This is a genomic window from Massilia sp. BSC265 (assembly GCF_000740675.1).
Lineage (GTDB): Bacteria > Pseudomonadota > Gammaproteobacteria > Burkholderiales > Burkholderiaceae_D > Telluria.
The window spans coordinates 222,168-238,702 of the sequence record NZ_JPXI01000010.1; the positions used below are offsets into that span (position 1 = coordinate 222,168).

11 protein-coding genes are annotated in these 16,535 nt (G+C 66.5%); 3 read left to right on the plus strand and 8 right to left on the minus strand.

Annotated features, from left to right (window positions below; translation table 11 throughout):
* From MA09_RS01905 to MA09_RS01925, 5 genes are all read right to left on the minus strand, one after another.
* Positions 1–1,041: an alpha/beta fold hydrolase gene (locus MA09_RS01905; RefSeq protein ID WP_036244768.1), complete on the minus strand. Its 1,041-nt coding sequence runs from the start codon at positions 1,039–1,041 to the stop codon at positions 1–3.
* 82 nt (positions 1,042–1,123) lie between these two features.
* A complete protein-coding gene (locus tag MA09_RS01910) occupies positions 1,124–2,317 on the minus strand; it encodes a PAS domain-containing sensor histidine kinase (RefSeq protein ID WP_051933081.1) in 1,194 nt (397 codons plus the stop codon).
* A gap of 86 nt (positions 2,318–2,403) precedes the next feature.
* Positions 2,404–4,095 (minus strand): alpha-amylase family glycosyl hydrolase, encoded by a 1,692-nt coding sequence (locus MA09_RS01915; RefSeq protein WP_036244769.1) that lies wholly within the window; start codon positions 4,093–4,095, stop codon positions 2,404–2,406.
* 28 nt (positions 4,096–4,123) lie between these two features.
* A complete protein-coding gene (locus MA09_RS01920; protein ID WP_036244771.1) occupies positions 4,124–5,767 on the minus strand; it encodes an alpha-D-glucose phosphate-specific phosphoglucomutase in 1,644 nt (547 codons plus the stop codon).
* 93 nt (positions 5,768–5,860) lie between these two features.
* Positions 5,861–7,198, minus strand: a complete 1,338-nt coding sequence (locus MA09_RS01925) for an MFS transporter (protein WP_036244772.1) — start codon at positions 7,196–7,198, stop codon at positions 5,861–5,863.
* A gap of 212 nt (positions 7,199–7,410) precedes the next feature.
* Here MA09_RS01925 and MA09_RS01930 point away from each other — a divergent pair, with 212 nt between their 5' ends.
* Complete coding sequence (locus MA09_RS01930) at positions 7,411–8,304, plus strand: alpha/beta hydrolase (RefSeq protein WP_051933082.1); 894 nt, start codon at positions 7,411–7,413, stop codon at positions 8,302–8,304.
* A gap of 35 nt (positions 8,305–8,339) precedes the next feature.
* Here MA09_RS01930 and MA09_RS01935 read toward each other — a convergent pair whose 3' ends face one another.
* On the minus strand, positions 8,340–9,674 hold the full coding sequence (locus MA09_RS01935; protein ID WP_152594523.1) for a PQQ-binding-like beta-propeller repeat protein: 1,335 nt from the start codon (positions 9,672–9,674) through the stop codon (positions 8,340–8,342).
* A 113-nt stretch (positions 9,675–9,787) separates the two neighbouring features.
* On the opposite strand from MA09_RS01935, the gene MA09_RS01940 reads away from it, so the two are divergent.
* Both MA09_RS01940 and MA09_RS01945 read left to right on the plus strand, forming a co-directional pair.
* Entirely contained in the window at positions 9,788–10,462 is a 675-nt protein-coding gene (locus MA09_RS01940) for a response regulator transcription factor (protein ID WP_036244775.1), read from the plus strand.
* Positions 10,452–11,759 carry an ATP-binding protein gene (locus MA09_RS01945; RefSeq protein WP_036244777.1) on the plus strand — a complete coding sequence of 436 codons (1,308 nt, stop codon included), beginning with the start codon at positions 10,452–10,454 and terminating at the stop codon, positions 11,757–11,759. Before MA09_RS01940 ends, MA09_RS01945 begins: the two co-directional genes overlap by 11 nt.
* 15 nt (positions 11,760–11,774) lie before the next feature.
* Here MA09_RS01945 and MA09_RS01950 read toward each other — a convergent pair whose 3' ends face one another.
* On the minus strand, positions 11,775–13,604 hold the full coding sequence (locus MA09_RS01950; RefSeq protein WP_036244778.1) for a DEAD/DEAH box helicase: 1,830 nt from the start codon (positions 13,602–13,604) through the stop codon (positions 11,775–11,777).
* Between the two features lie 164 nt (positions 13,605–13,768).
* Positions 13,769–16,444 carry a TonB-dependent receptor gene (locus tag MA09_RS01955; RefSeq protein WP_036244780.1) on the minus strand — a complete coding sequence of 892 codons (2,676 nt, stop codon included), beginning with the start codon at positions 16,442–16,444 and terminating at the stop codon, positions 13,769–13,771.
* Positions 16,445–16,535: the final 91 nt, after the last annotated feature.

Consider the following 16,535-nt stretch of genomic DNA (forward strand, 5'->3'; position numbering starts at 1 on the left):
TCAGCGCACCAGGCCTTTCAACAACTCACGGTGGAAGCGCGCCGGATCCTGCATCTGCGGCGCGTGACCCATGTCGGGGAAGCTTACCAAGGTCGCCTTCGGGATGCTCCTGGCCGTCTGCTTCGCGAGCTCCGGATAGTTGCCGAGCGTCGGGCGGATCTCCGCAGGCGCCGCATCCTTGCCGATCGCGGTCGTGTCCTTCAGGCCGATCAGCAGCAGCACCGGCATGGTCAGGCGCGGGAATTCATACACCACCGGCTGGGTGTAGATCATGTCGTACAGCAGCGCCGAGTTCCACGCAACGATCTGCTTGCCCGGCCCACGGTACATCCCGGCCAGCATCTGCACCCAGGGCTCGTACTCCGGCTTCCAGGTATTCACGTAGTAAGTCGATTTCTCGTAGTTGCGAATACGCTCCGCCGTGGTCTGCAGCTCGCGCTCGTACCACTTGTCCACGCCCAGCGAAGGCACGCCCACGGCCTTCCAGTCCTCCAGGCCGATCGGGTTGACCAGCACCAGCTGCTCGGACTGCTGCGGGTACATCAGGCCGTAGCGCACCGCCAGCATGCCGCCGGTCGAGTGGCCCATGACGATGGCGTTCTTCACGCCGATCGACGCCAAGAGGGCATGCGTGTTCTGGGCCAGCTGCTGGAAGCTGTACTGGTAGTGGGCGGGCTTGGTGGACTTGCAGAAGCCCACCTGGTCGGGCGCGACCACGCGGTAGCCGGCCCCGCTCAGCTCCCTGATCGTGCCTTCCCAGGTGGCCCCGCAGAAGTTCTTGCCGTGCATGAGCACCACGGTGCGGCCGTTCGGCTTGGCCGGCTTGACGTCCATGTAGGCCATCTGCAGCTTCACGCCTTGCGAGGTGAAAGCGAAGCGCTGGATGGGATAGGGATATTCGAAGCCTTCCAGTTCGGGGCCGTAGGAAGGCTCGCTAAGTGGCTCGCTAAGTGGCTCGCTAAGCGGCTGGGCAGCAACGGTGGGAGCGAAGATGAATACCGCGCACAGCAGCGCGCCGGACAAGCGTGTCGGTACAGTCATGGTGGGATAGGCTGGGTTGACGGAACAACAAGAATAGCGGAAATGCATGACGCTTGCCTGACGCCCGCCTCAAGAGCGCATCTCAGGGCTTGCCGGGCATCTCCGGCTGCTCGGGCCGCTCGCGCCGTCCCTGTTCCGCCTCCGGCCTGCGCAAGGGTATGCGCACCGTGAACTCGCTGCCCTTGCCCGGGCCTTCGCTGCGCACCTCGACCGTCCCCTGGTGCAGCGAGACGATCTCTTTCACCAGCGCCAGGCCGATGCCCAGCCCGGCGCCGCGGTCGGCGCGCCCGCTCTCGGCTTGCGTGAACACGTCGAAGATCTTGGGCAGCAGCTCCGGCTCGATGCCCTTGCCGCTGTCCTTCATGTAGCAGATCAGGTGGGTCTGGTCGACGGTCGCGGTCAGCCACACGTCGCCACCCTGGGGCGTGAACTTGACGGCGTTGTTGAGCAGGTTGACGAAAACCTGCTGTATCCGGCGCGCATCGACTTCGATCTCGATCGGCACGGGAGGGAAACTGCGGTGGATGGCGATGCCCTTGAACTGCGCCGCTGTCGCGCAGCTGTCCACGGCGTCGCTCAGCAGGGCCTGGTATTCGACCCGCTCGTAGCTGATGCTCATCTTGCCCGAACTGACCCTTGCCACGTCGACCAGGTCCTCGACCAGGCGCTCCAGCAGGCCGAGCTGGCGCTCCATGACCTGCAGCGGGCGGTCCAGGGCGGCGGCATCAACCGCCTGCATGCGCATCAGCTGGACCGCCGTCTTGAGCGGCGACAGCGGGTTGCGCATCTCATGGGCGATGGTTCCCAGGAATACGTCGCGCTTGGACTCGCGTTCGCTGGAGGCTTTCAGTTCGTTCTCGAGATAGCGCGTGCGCACGCGCAGGTGGGTGGCGTCGCGGAAGATCTTGACGTAACCGGTCACCCGCCCGCCCTCGCGGTGCAGCGGCAGGCTGATGCCGCTCGACCAGAACCAGGAACCGTCGCGCCGCAGGTGCCAGCGCTCGTCTTCCCCCGCCCCGACCAGGGCGGCCGTATTCGCCTCGTGCTCGTCGAGCTTGCGCTCGCGGTCCTCGGGAACGAAGAGCATGGCGGTCGGCTCGCCCAGCACCTCGCTTGCAGTCCAGCCGGTGATGAACTCGGCGCCGGAATTCCAGCCCGTGATGCGCAGCTCGGCATCGTAGAACATGATGCCGTACTGGCGGGTCTTTTCGAGCAGCAGGCTTTGCAGGGCCTGGGCGTCCTCATGCTTCCAATACAGGGGTCCGGTGTCGGTCATGTCGACGTTCAGTTCAGTCTTCTCGGAACCCTATTGTAGCGGGCTGGGGGCCGCGCACGGCAGGGCCGTGGCGGCTTTTGCAGCGCTTAGTCCTGGGCGATCAGGGCCACCGGTGCCGGGGTTTCGAACTGGACCTTGCCGTCCTTGACCACGGCCGACTTGCCCGAATACCAGTCGCGCACGGTCTGGCCGTCGTTGAACACGCCGGCGACCGAGATCGGCACCGCCTTGTCGTTCGGCAGGTCGAGCGCCACGACCACGCGGTCCGACACCCCATCCTTCTGCCAGGTGCGCTTGAAGGTGTAGGGGTTGGAGGCCAGCATCTGGTGCACGCCTGCGCCCACGGCCGGGTGGGCGGCGCGGAAGCGGCCGAGCTTGGCCCAGTGTTCGCGCACCTCGGCCACGCGGTGGATGCCGCGCTGCGCGTTCGCGGCCAGCTCGTCCCAGTTCATGAAGGAGCGCAGCTTGGCGTCGCCTTCGGCGCCTTCGATGTTGAGCAGGCGGGCGGTCTCGTCGCCGTAGTAGATCTGGGCCGAGCCCGGCGCCAGCATCAGCTTGTTGGCCGATTCGATCGGGCGCTGGCGCGCCGGGTCGAAGGGGCTGCCGTCGTCGTGCGAGCTGATGTAGTTCAGCACCGAGTAGCCCTTCATCGGGCCCTGCAGCGCTTTCGAGTAGCTTGAAAACAGCTTCTCATAGCCCTGGGCCGCGTCGGACTTCATGCTGAAGTTGATCATGCTGTCGAAGCCGTTGGCGAGCCAGTCGACCTTGACGTTGCCGCCCATGTCGTAGCTGCGGCCATGATTGATTGCATAGCCGTAGACTTCGGAGGTCATGAAGAACGGCAGGTTGCCGAGGCGCTTGGACGGGTTGGCGCGCTTCCACTCTTCAAAGGCCAGGCTGGCTTCCTGCTTGAGTTCCTTCCACACGCCCGGCTCGGTGTGCTTGACGGTGTCGGCGCGGAAGGCGTCGATGCCGTACTTGCGCACCCAGTCGGTGTGCCACTTGATGAGGTAATAGCGCGGCGCGCGCGGATAGCCGGTGCGCTTGAAGAAGTCGTCCAGCTCCTTCACCTCGCGCTCGTAGCGCCCTTCCTTCTTCCACTTCGCCACCAGTTGCGGCGGCAGTGCCACGTTGGCATTGCTGCCGGTCCTGATGTCCGGCAGGTTCTCCACCAGCGTGCAGTCGACCGTGGTCGGCACATCCTTGTAGGTGCACTTCGGTGACGTGCGCACCCAGTCCTTCGGCCAGACCGGGTCGCTTGCCGTGACCGGGCCGGTATGGTTCATCACCACGTCGAGGATCACGCGGATGCCGTTGGCGTGCGCGGTCTCGACAAACGTACGGAAGTCCTTCTCGGTGCCCAGGTTGGCGTCCACGGCAGTGAAATCCTTGGCCCAGTAGCCGTGGAAACCGTAGGACTTGCCGGTGCCCTCGTCGGTCGAGGCGTGGATCTGCTCGACCGGCGGGGTGAGCCAGATGGCGTTCACGCCGAGCTCCTTGAAATAACCGTCCTTGATCTTGGCCGTGATGCCGGCCAGGTCGCCACCCATGAAGCCGCGCAGCTTGGCCGCGTCCATCTTGCGGCCGTATGCGAGATCGTTCGTCTTGTCGCCATTGTTGAAGCGGTCCGTCAGCAGGAAATAGACGGTGGCGTTCTCCCAGACGAAAGGCTTGCCGGCCGGCTGGCCGACGGTTGTCTGTGCGGCTGCGCTGGAGCCGGGGCCAGTCATGGCAACTGAGGCGAGCAGCATGGAGGCGGCAAGGACGGGTAGTTTCATGCGGGTTCCTGTGTGGTGGGTGAATAAGTCAGGTAATCACGGTCGGACGCTCGCGGCCGGTGCGCTGGCGCAGTTCCGCCACGCTGTCGGCGATGGCGATCAGTTCGGAAAGCGCCTGCTGGGTGTCGAGCTCGTGGCGTGCGGGGTCCGCTTCGTAGCGTTCGAGGTAGAGGCGGATGGTCGCGCCTTCGGTGCCGGTGCCGGACAGGCGGAACACGATGCGCGAGCCGTCCACCATGATGATGCGGATGCCCTGGCGCGTCGCCACCGAACCGTCGACCGGGTCGTTGTAGACGAAGTCGTCGGCCTCGGCCACGCGGAAGCTGCCCAGCGTCCGGCCGGCCAGGTCCGGCAGCCGGGCGCGCAGCGCCGCCATCAGCGCGTCGGCGGCGCCGGCGTCGACGGCTTCGTAGTCGTGGCGCGAGTAGTAATTGCGGCCGAAGCGCGCCCAGTGTTCGCGCACGATGTCGTTCACCGATGCATTTCCTGAATCCTTGCGTGCGGCCAGCAGGTTCAGCCAGAACAGCACGGCCCACAGGCCGTCCTTCTCGCGGATGTGGTGCGACCCGGTGCCGTAGCTCTCCTCGCCGCACAGCGTGGCCAGGTTGGCGTCCATCAGGTTGCCGAAGTACTTCCAGCCGGTCGGGGTCTCGAAGCAGGAGATGCCGAGGGCCTCGGCCACGCGGTCGGCCGCCTGCGACGTGGGCATCGAGCGCGCGATGCCCGTGATGCCCTTGGCGTAGCCCGGCGCCACGGTGGCGTTGGCCGCGATGATGGCCAGGCTGTCCGAGGGCGTCACCGCCAGGCCGCGCCCGACGATCATGTTGCGGTCGCCGTCGCCGTCCGATGCGGCGCCGAAGTCGGGCGCATCGGGACCGTCCATGTGGGCGATGAGGTCGGCCGCGTTGACGGGGTTCGGGTCCGGGTGGCCGCCGCCGAAGTCTTCCAGCGGGTCGCAGTTCACCACCGTGCCGGCGGGCGCGCCCAGCATGCCTTCGATGATGGCCTTGGCATAGGGACCGGAGACCGCGTGCATGGCGTCAAAGCGCATGCGGAAACCGCGGGCGAACAGCGCACGGATCGCCTCGAAGTCGAACAGGCGCGCCATCAGCTCGCTGTAGTCGGCCACCGGATCGATCACCTCGACCACCATGTTTTCCAGACGGGTAGGTCCCAACCGGTCGAGGTCGACCGGGCCGGCGTCGCTGATGCGGTAGGAAGCCAGGGCCTGGGTGTTGGCGAAGATCGCCTCGGTGATCTTCTCGGGCGCCGGGCCGCCGTTCTCGATGTTGTACTTGATGCCGAAGTCGCCGTCCGGGCCGCCTGGATTGTGGCTGGCCGAGAGCACGATGCCGCCAAAGGCCGCGTGCTTGCGGATCACGCAGCTCACGGCCGGCGTGGACAGGATGCCGCCGCGTCCCACCAGCACGCGCGCGACGCCGTGGGCGGCGGCCATGCGCAGGATGGTCTGGATCGCTTCGCGGTTGAAATAGCGGCCGTCGCCGCCGACGACCAGGGTGCGGCCGGGGCCCTCTCCCAGGGTCATGAAGATGGCTTCGACAAAATTCTCGAGGTAGCCGGGCTGCTGGAACTCGGTCACCTTCTTGCGCAGGCCCGAGGTGCCGGGCCGCTGTCCGGCGAACGGCGTGGTCGGGACGGTCTGGATGGTCATGCTTCGCTCCTGTCGTGATAACGTGGTGCAACATTAGACAATGTTGATAAAACGTTACGATACGACAGGCGCGAATTCACTGTCGCGCGAGGCTCAGACAGCTGCCTTGACTGGCGCGGCGCGGTCGGTGACGAACAGGGTCAGCACGGCCGCGAGCAGCATGCTGGCGCCGCCCAGTACCAGGGTCTGCACGGTGTGGCCGCCGAAGAAGTGCTCCGTCACGCCGCCCAGCAGCAAGCCGCTGCAGATCTGCGGGATCACGACGAAGAAGTTGAACAGGCCCATGAAATAACCCATGCGCTTGGCCGGCAGCGAGCCGGCAAGGATCGCGTAGGGCATGGTCAGGATCGAGGCCCAGGCCAGGCCGACGCCGATCATCGGCAACATCAGCGTGTTCTTGTCGGTGATCAGGACGATGCTGGCCAGGCTCAGGCCGCCGATTGCCAGGCAGCTGGCATGCACGGTCTTGCGGCTGGTGGCGCGCGCGAACACCGGCAGCAGGAAGGCGGCCAGCGCCGACACGCCGCTATAGACGGCGAACATCACGCCGACGAAGCTGCCGGCGGCCTGGAATTCCGACGACTGCGCATCACGCGTGCCCCAGACGTTGTCGGCGATCGCCGAGCCGGTGTAGATCCACATCGCGAACAGCGCGATCCAGGTGAAGAACTGCACGAAAGCCAGCTGCACCATGGTCTTCGGCATCTTGCTGAAGCCGCCAACGATCTCCTTCAGGGCCACGCCGAAGCTGCGTGCGTGCTTGCGCTCGGCGTTGAAGGCGTCCATATCCGGGGGCGGCAGTTCGTCGGCGGTGACGACGGTCCAGAGCACGGCCAGGAAGAAGATGGCGCCGCCCGCATAGAAGGAATAGCGCACGGTCTCGGGGATCATGCCGCCCACCGCTTCGTTCGAGACGCCCAGCGATTCGAAGAAGACCGGCAACAGCGAGGCGATCACCGCGCCGCAGCCGATGAAGAAGGTCTGCATCGCATAGCCGGCGGTCTGCTGCGAAGCGTCCAGCTTGTCGCCCACGAAAGCGCGGAACGGCTCCATCGAGACGTTGATGGCGGCATCCATCATCCACAGCACGGCCACGGCCATCCACAGCACCGATGAATTCGGCATCAGGAACAGCGCGATGGCGGCCAGCACGGCGCCGATGAAGAAGAAGGGACGGCGGCGGCCCCACTTCGGGTGCCAGGTGTTGTCGCTCAGGTAGCCGATGATCGGCTGCACCAGCAGGCCGGTGACCGGCGCGGCCAGCCAGTACAGGGCCAGGTTGTCGGGGTCGGCGCCGAGCGTCGAAAAGATGCGGCTGGTGTTGGCGTTCTGCAGTGCAAAGCCGAACTGGATGCCGAAGAAACCGAAGCTCATGTTCCAGAGCTGCCAGAACGACAGGCGCGGCTTGAGCACGCCAGTTTGCATATCCATGTGTGTCCCCAATGACGGCCCGGACCGAAGCGGGCTCTCGTGTGATGCAGGCAGCCCACATCAGGCCGACCTACAGGTAGCTGTAGCAAAATAACATGGCGATTTCTGGGTGTCAATCGAAGAGCTCTCATAGTAGAATCGGCACAACAGGGGTAGCCAAAGTGTGCACCTCTGTAGTCAAACAACAAAAGAATCGACAAGGAGACTGCGCCATGTCCCTGTTTCGCCGCGCCTTCCTTCCCCTCCTCCTGGGCGCAGCGCTCGGCGCTCCCGTCTTTGCTGTCGAGATGCCTGCAGACAGCGCGAAACCCTCCACCGCCCTGCCCGGCGTGAGCCTGCTGGGCGAGCCGCTCGCGATGCCGGGCCTGGCGCGCACGCGCCAGCTGCGCATCTACCTGCCGCCCGGCTACGCGACCTCGGGCAAGCGCTATCCGGTGCTGTACATGCACGACGGCCAGAACCTGTTCGACCATGCCACGGCCTACGCCGGCGAGTGGAAGGTGGACGAGACGCTCGACGCGCTGGCCCGGGAGGGCAAGCTGGAAATGATCGTGGTCGGTATCGACAACGGCCAGGAAAAGCGCATGACGGAGCTGAACGCCTGGGACAACGAGAAGATCGGCAAGGGCGAAGGCCGCGAATACACCGATTTCATCGTCAAGACGGTCAAGCCGATGATCGACAGGAAGTACCGCACCCTGCCGGGGCGCGAGCACACCGCGATCATGGGCAGCTCGATGGGTGGGCTGGCCTCGCACTACGCACTGGTGCAGTATCCGGAGGTATTCAGCAAGGCGGGCGTATTCTCGCCGGCCTACTGGACGGCCCAGCCTGCGTTCGATTTCGTGGCGTCGAAGCCGGTGCCGAAGGATGCGCGCGTGTTCCTCCTGATGGGCGAGAAGGAAGGACCGCAGATGAACGCGGACGTCAAGCGCATGGCCGAGGTGGTGAAGAAGACCGGGCATCCGGCGGCCAACACGGTGCTCAAGATCGTGCCGGGGGCCGAGCACAACGAGGCGTTCTGGGCGGGGGAACTGCGGGAGGCGCTGTTGTGGATGTTTGCGGCACCAGGAGGCGGCGCGAAGGCGCTTGCCGTCTCCCGCTGACGCGGGCCGCCGCTCGGTCCCGGCGGCGCCGGCCCTCAGCCCGCTTCAGGCTCGAACACATAGATGTCGCCGGTCGCCGCGACGGCGATCAACCGTCCCTCGTGCCATACGGGGGTGGCGGCGAATGCGCCCAGGCGCTTGACGTGCTCCAGTCCGGCATCGAGGGCGTGGGTGCCGCCGCCGAACAGGCGCCCGCTGTCGAATTTTCCGTTCGCGTCGACGATGCCGGAAGCATTCGCCGCCGCCTCAGGGGTGCGCCAGCTCCAGCGCGCCTTGCCGCCCGCCGCGTCGAGCAGGTGAAGTTCGCCCTTCATCGAGGCGCCGAGTAGCGCGTCACCCACCAGCAGCGGCGAAGCGAAGGTCCATACCCGCATGTCGTGGCGATACAGCTCGCGTCCGCTGCGCTTGTCCAACGCCAGCAGCAGGCCGGTATCCGAGGTGGCCAGGTAGACGCGGGCCGGGTCGTGGGCGGCGGTGGCCACCACCCAGGTGCCGCCGGCGTCGTAGCGCCACCGTTGCCGTCCGCTGCGCGCATCGATCGCATAGAAGTAGCCGTCGCGCGCGCCGATGTAGACCGTGTCCTCGTCCATGCTGGGTGAGGCCTGGATGCCCGTCATGACGCTGATCTTCTGCTCGGTGCGGGTCTGGAAGCGCCAGCGCTCCTCGCCGCTGGCAGCGTCCAGCGCATACACCGCCCCGTCCCAGCTGCCGATCACGACACGCCCGTCGGCCAGCGCCGGCGACGAATGCACGACACCGCCGGTCTTGTAGGCCCAGGCCAGGGCGCCGCTCCTGGCGTCCAGCGCGTAGACGTGCTCGTCGCTGCTGCCGAAATAGACCTTGCCGCCATGGACCAGCGGCGAAGACAGGTACAGGTCCCAAGGGTCGGGCACCGGCTCGCCGTTGCGCGGCAGGCCGAACATGCCATGCGCGGCGAAGCGTCGCTCGCCGCCGGTCCTGAAGGTCCACAGTGGCTTGCCTTTGGCGGCGTCGAGCGCATGGAAGCGCCCGTCCCGGGCAAGGAAGTAGACGACGCCGTCCGCCACCGCCGGGGTCGAGCCGATGCCGGCGCGCGCGTGGTACAGCCACTGAAGCGTCATGTCGCGCGCATCAAAGGCGTACAGGTTGCCGTTCTCGGCGGCGACGAACAGGCGGCCGCCCGCCACCACCGGGGAGGCGCGGACCTCGGCATGGACGTCGGCGCGCCCGACCAGGCGCAAGCCGCGGATGCCGTCCGGGGCGTCGGCCCGGCCGCTGTGCCGGGCATCACCCATCAGGACCGGCCAGTCCGCGTGCGCAGCCACAGGAAACAAGGCCCCGAGAGATACGTACAAGACGACCAGGGAAGCGGCAAGACGGAAGCGTGGCATGCGTTGGCCTTTCGAAGTGAAAGCCAGGATTGTAGAAGCGACGCGCCGGAAAAACCTTCAGCCAATCTATAGGCACATGGGCAAGGACGCGGCGGCGCCCTATACTTCCATCCATGCGAATACTCCTGCTCGAAGACGACCTGGCGCTGGGCCGCGCGCTGCAGACGGTCTTGCACGACGACGGCTGGCTGGCCACCTGGGTGCGCCTCGGCGCCGATGCCGAGCGCCTGCTCGGCCAGGAATCCTTTGCCGCGCTGCTGCTCGACCTCGGCCTGCCCGACGACGACGGCCTCGCCCTGCTGCGCCGCCTGCGCGCGGCCGGGCATGGGCTGCCCAGCCTGGTCATCACGGCGCGCGACAGCCTGGAGGACCGCCTCAGCGGCTTCGACGGCGGCGCCGACGACTACCTGATCAAGCCCTTCGACATTCCCGAGCTGCTGGCACGCCTGCGTGCAGTGGTGCGGCGCGCAGGCGCTGCAGGAACCGGATCTGCGGCGGCGCCCGACCCAGGCTGGACGCTGGGCGACCTGGCCCTCGATCCCCGGCGCCTGAGCGTGAGCCGCGCTGGCCAGCCGCTGCCGGTGTCGCGCACCGAGTTCGCGCTGCTGTACACCCTGGTGCGCCATGCCGACCGCATCGTTACCCGGGCCGAGCTCGAAGACGGCGTGCTGCCGTATAGCGGCGGCCAGACGCTCGATGTCCACATGTCCAACCTGCGTCGAAAGATCGGCGAAGGATACATCCGAACCGTGCGCGGCGTCGGCTACATGGTGCGCGATGACGCCTGAACGTCCGCGCTCGCTGCTGCGGCGCCTGCTGGCCGGCTTCATGCTCGTAATGCTGGCGATCTGGCTGGCGGCGCTGGCGCACGTTGCCTGGCAGGTGCAGGCTGACCAGCAGCGCCAGGCGCTCATCGTCAACAAGGCCTGGGCGCGCCAGATCATGCTAAGCGTGCGCCACGCCGCCCATGACCCGGCCGAGATGGCGCGCATCGGTGCGGGCATCGAGAAGCTGCGCCAGGAGATGTACCGCGAAGCCGGCTTCGACAGCCCGGCGCGGGTCGTGCTGCGCCACCACGGCCGCCTGCTCTACGACTCGATGCCGGAGCCGGTCCCGCCCGCGGACTGGGTGCGCTGGGTCGAACGCGACGATGCGGCCGGTATCGTGGTCGAGCGTGCGGAAAAGCCGAACACGGACTGGCTGTTCACGCCCTCCGCCGCCAGCCACCTCCTGACGCCGCTGGCCTACAGCCTGCCCTTCCTGCTGCTGCCCGCCTGGCTGATCGTGCGCGTGGGGCTGCGTCCGCTGCGCAGCCTGGCCGACGCCGTGGCGGGCCGGGATGCCTCCGACCTCGCACCGGTGCCGCCCTCGCCCTACCGCGAGCTGACGCCGCTGGTACAGGCCATCAACGGACTGATGGCGCGCCTGTCCGAACGCCTGTCACGCGAGAAGGAATTCCTGGTCGACGCGGCGCACGAGCTCAAGACGCCGCTGTCCGTGGTGCAGCTCAACGCGCACCTGCTGGAACACGCGCCCGACGCTGAACGGCGTGCACAGGCCGCGGCAGGACTGCGCGCAGGCGTGGCGCGCGCGACGCACGCCGTCCACCAGCTGCTAGCACTCGAGCGGGCCCACGGCGAGGCGGGCGGGCGCGACAAGACGCCGCTCGACCTGGCGGCGCTGGTGCGAGAGCGCATCGCGCTGGCCGCACCGCTGGCGCTGCAGCGCGGCGTCGACGTCGCCTTCGAGGTTCAGCAATCCTGCACGCTGGCGCTGCACCGCGAGAGCACGTCGGCGCTGCTCGACAACATCATCGGCAATGCCCTCAAGTATTCACCCGACGGTGGCGCAGTACTGGTGCGGCTAAATGGCCGCATGCTGACGGTGTCGGACCAGGGGCCCGGCATCCCCCCGGAACTGCGCCGCAAGGTGTTCGAGCGTTTCTACCGGGTGCCCGGCCAGGAACTGCCGGGCAGCGGCCTGGGGCTGTCGATCGCGGAGCGCGCTGCGCTGCGCAATGGCGCGCAGATCGCGCTGGCAGATGGGCCGGATGGGCGCGGATTGACGGTAACGCTGGCGTTCTAGCCGGCGTCGCCACAATCAGCCCTTGCGGTGCGGCTTCTTGCCGCCCTTCTCCGCCACGCGCCGGTCGGCGCCCGGCTTCGCGAAGCTCTTCTTCTTCGGCGCCGTGACGATCGGCTCCTCCGCCCCGTCACGGGTCATGTTCAGCTGCTGGCCGGCCACCCACACGGTCTTGAGGTGGTCGACCAGGTCCTGGGGCATGTCGTCCGGCAGGTCGATGGTGCTGAAGTCGTCGTAGATCTCGATGCGCCCCATGTACTTGGCCGGCATGTTGGCCTCGTTGGCGATGGCGCCGACGATGTTGCCCGGCTTGACGCCGTGCTGGTGGCCGACCTCGATGCGGAAGGTCGCCATGCCCGGTTCGGGCGCGCGCTCCACACGCTCTTTCTTGAAGGCCGGTTCACGCGGTTCGCGCGGCGGACGTGCCGGACGGTCTTCCCAGGCGCCCGCATCCCGGCCCGCATCGCGGCCAAACTCGCGCGGCACGAAGTCCGCGCGCTCCGGACGTGCCTGCACGTCGCGGTCCGGCTTTTCCAGCAGCAGCGGCTGCTCGCCGCGCGCCAGCTTGGCCAGCGCGGCGGCGATGTCCACCGCCGGCACGTTGTGCTCGCGCTCGTAATCCTCGACCAGCGAACGGAACACGTCCAGGCCGCCCTCGGCCAGCGTCGCCGCGATCTGCTCCTTGAAGCGGGCAATGCGCACTTCGTTCACCGCTTTCACGGTCGGCAGCTGCAGCGGCGCCACCGGCTGGCGCGTGGCGCGCTCGATCGCCTTGAGCAGGCCGCGCTCGCGCGGGGTGATGAACAGGATCGCCTCGCCGCTGCGGCCGGCGCGGCCGGTGCGGCCGATGCGGTGGGTATAGCTTTCCGGGTCGGACGGCACGTCGTAGTTGATCACGTGGCTGATGCGCTCGACGTCGAGGCCGCGCGCGGCGACGTCGGTCGCGACCAGGATGTCGATCTTGCCGTTCTTGAGCTGTTCGATGGTACGTTCGCGTGCCTGCTGGGCCATGTCGCCGTTGATGGCGACGGCGGCAAAGCCGCGTGCCTGCAGCTTGGTCGCCAGTTCCTCGGTGCCGAGCTTGGTGCGGGCGAAGATGATCATGCCGTCGAAGGGCTCGGCCTCCAGGATGCGGGTCAGCGCATCGAGCTTCTGCATGCCGGCCACCAGCCAGTAGCGCTGGGTGATGTTCTCGGCGGTGCCGGTCTTGGCGGCCACCGTGATTTCCTGCGGGTCGCGCAAGTAGGTCTTGGCGATGCGCTTGATCGCCGGCGGCATGGTGGCCGAGAACAGCGTGGTCTGGCGCTCCGGCGGGGTCTGCTGCAGGATGTGCTCGACGTCGTCGATGAAGCCCATGCGCAGCATCTCGTCCGCTTCGTCCAGGACCAGGGTCTTGAGCTGGGAGAGGTCGAGCGAGCCCTTCTCGATGTGGTCGATCACGCGGCCCGGGGTGGCCACCACCACGTGCACGCCGCGGCGCAGGGCCGACAGCTGCGGGCCATAGCTCTGGCCGCCGTAGATCGGCAGCACGTGGAAGCCCTTGATGTGGGCGGCGTAGCTCTGGAAGGCCTCGGCCACCTGGATCGCCAGCTCGCGCGTCGGCGCCAGCACCAGCGCCTGGGGCGCGGCCTGCTTGATGTCGATGCGCGACAGGATCGGCAGCGCGAAAGCGGCAGTCTTGCCGGTGCCGGTCTGGGCCTGCCCGAGCACGTCACGGTTGGCCAGCAGCAGCGGAATGGTCGCGGCCTGGATCGGCGACGGCGTTTCGTAGCCGACTTCCTTCAACGCCTTCAGGACTGGAGCGGAAAGGTCGAGGTCGGCAAACGTCGGGAGGGGGGTGTCAGACATGGGGGAGATGCTCATAAAGTAAGTACGAAGGCGCCAGTTTACACTGTCGCCCGGGAGCCCGTCGCAAACTGCGGGGCCTTGTTCTGCAGTAAAAAAGAAAAAGCCCTTGCAGGCATTGCTGCCTGCAAGGGTTGCGGCGCGCCCGAAGGGGGCGAGCGGGATGATTACAGCTTGTAGTTCAGGCCGAACAGCATCTGGCGGCCGTACTTGCTGTAGCCGCGCGGGCGGTCTTCGGTACCGGCGTAGCTGCGGAAGGCGGTGTCGGTCAGGTTGTTCACCTGGAACAGCACCGACAGACCCTGGATCGACTTGAAGTCGTAACCCAGCTGCAGGTCGACGACCTTGTCAGCCTTTACGTAGGTCAGCTCGGTCGCGCCGCCGATGCCGCCGATTTCGCCGACGAAGTCGCTGCGGTAGCGCTGGCTGACGCGTGCCGAGAAGCCTTCCTTCTCGTAGTACGCGGTCACGTTGAACACACGCTTCGACAGGCCAGGCAGCGGGATGTTCATGCCGGCAAAGCGCTGGTCGAGGATCGTGATCTCGCTATTGGTGAACGATGCGTTGGCGGTGACGCCGAAGCCGTCCAGCACCGGGTGGACCATGTCCAGCGGAACCGAGGCCGCGAATTCGAGGCCCTTGATGCTGCCGCCTTCGCCGTTGCGCGGCTGGGTCATGGTGCCGATGTTCGAGGTGGCGCCGACCAAGCGGTATTCGGAGAAGTCACGTGGCGTGGTCACGGTGTAGATGTACGACGTCAGGTCCTTGTAGAAACCTGCTGCCGACACGTAGCCCTTGTTGCCGAAGTACTTTTCCCACGACAGGTCAACCTGCTTGGCGCGCCACGGATCGAGCTGGGCGTTGCCGCCGTTGCCCCATGGGGTGCCGGTGCTCTGGGCGGTCAGGCCGACTTCCAGCGCCGCGTTCAGCTGGTTCAGCTTGGCACGTGCCAGGGTCTTGCCGGCGCCGAAGCGGATGAACTGTTGCTCAGGCAGACTCCACGCGAGGTTGACGCTCGGCAGGTAGTCGGTGTACTTCTTGCCGTCGGTCAGCGGCACCAGGTCGGCGAACGGCCAGGCGCGCAGCGTGTTGGCGGTCGAGCTCTGGTCGGTCTTGACGACCTGGACACCGATGTTGCCGCGCAGCGGCATCGACATCAGTTCGGTGTCGATGTTCAGCTTGGCGTAACCGGTCTTGACCTTCTCGTCGATGGTCCAGTTCTTGGTGGCGCCCCACGGGACCAGGATGGCCGGCGTGAACGGGCCGAAGTTCTGACTCAGCACGCCCGGGATATCCCAGCTCAGGGTATTCGGCAGGCCGTACAGGTCCTGCGACCCGTTCACGACGTTGGCTGCGAAGGTGCCGCTGCCGATCTTCGAGAAGCCGGTTTCCAGATGCTGCTTTTCCTTCTCGCGCTTGGAGACGTTGAAGCCGACTTCCAGGCTGCTGAACAGCGGGCTGTCGAATTTGCGTTCCACGCTGGCGCGCGCCGAGGTCATCTTGTCGGTCATGTACGGCGCGTTGACGTAGCCTTCGCCGAACTGGCCGCCGATCGCGATCTGCGAGGGATCGTCGTAGACGCCGCTCAGGCCGAGGGTCGGGATCTGTCCGCCGGCATAGGAGAATTTCAGCGACTGGCGCGCGGCACGGCCGGCGTTGATCTCGATCAGCTCTTCGCGGTGGTCCGCCTTCGAACGGCTGAGGTCGACGATGCCGACCCAGTCGCCCGAGGTGAAGCGGTTGTTCCAGCCGAAGGCGGTCAGCTTGTCTTCGCGGGTCATGCGGTTGTTACGCACCACCGGGTTGACGTTGTTGGCGGTACCCTCGACCATCACGCCGTTGACGGTGCGGCCGTTGGTGAAGGTGACGTTGCCGTCGTCCTTCAGCGGGATTTCCATGCCGCGGCGGATCTCTTCCTGGTCGAAGCGCGAGTGGTACACGTCGAGGGTCGAGCTGAAGTTACGGTTCGGACGGAATTCAAGCACGCCCATCAGGCCGTCGCGCACCTGGTCACCGGTAATCGCCAGGGCCTTGATGCCCTTCGGGACCTTCACGTTCGGGTTGCCGCCGGAATCAACCCAGTCCCAGGTTTCGAACTGTTCGCCGACGTTCGGCTTGTCCTGGCGCGCGTAACCGATCGCGATACCGATGGTGCGGTTCGCGAACTGGTCGATATAGGAAGCGCTGACGCGGCTGCCGGCGTCCGGCGAACCGGCGCTGATCGAACCCTTCGAGTTCTTTTCGCCGCGCACGTTGACGCTGATGGTGCGCTCGCGCAGCGACAGCGGTTTGATGGTCTGCAGGTCGACCGTGCCCGACAGCCCCTGGCCGACGACGCTGGCATCCGAGGTCTTGTACACGGTCACGGCGTTGATCAGTTCCGACGGGTACTGGTCGTATTCGACGGTGCGGTCCGAGCTGGTTGTGACCTGTTCGCGGCCGTTCAGCAACGCAGTCGACAGGTCGCCCGAGGTGCCGCGGATGCTGATGGACTGGGCCTGACCGTTGACGCGCTGTGCCGACAGGCCCGGCAGGCGGGCCAGCGACTCGGCGATCGAGACATCCGGCAGCTTGCCGATGTCTTCGGAAGAGATGGCTTCAACGATGCCGGTCGACTCGCGCTTGACGCCGATCGCAGTCTCGATTGCGCGACGGATGCCGGTCACGGTCACGGTAGTAACTGGACCGTCGACCGTTGGGGTGTTTGCAGTGGTGCCCGAGGTCTGTGCGTTGACGTTGCCGGCCATGGCCGCAAGGAAAACTGCGCAGCCGGCAGCGACCGGGCTCAGCTGGAATGCAAGGCGGGCTGGCTCACCAGCGCGCTTGGTTGCGAAGATATTCATTTGTCCCCTCAATAAAGACCAATAATTTTTTCCCGAAACTACAGCGCGACCGGCAGCTGCACGGCAGCCTCAAGCAAACGTATTTAAACGT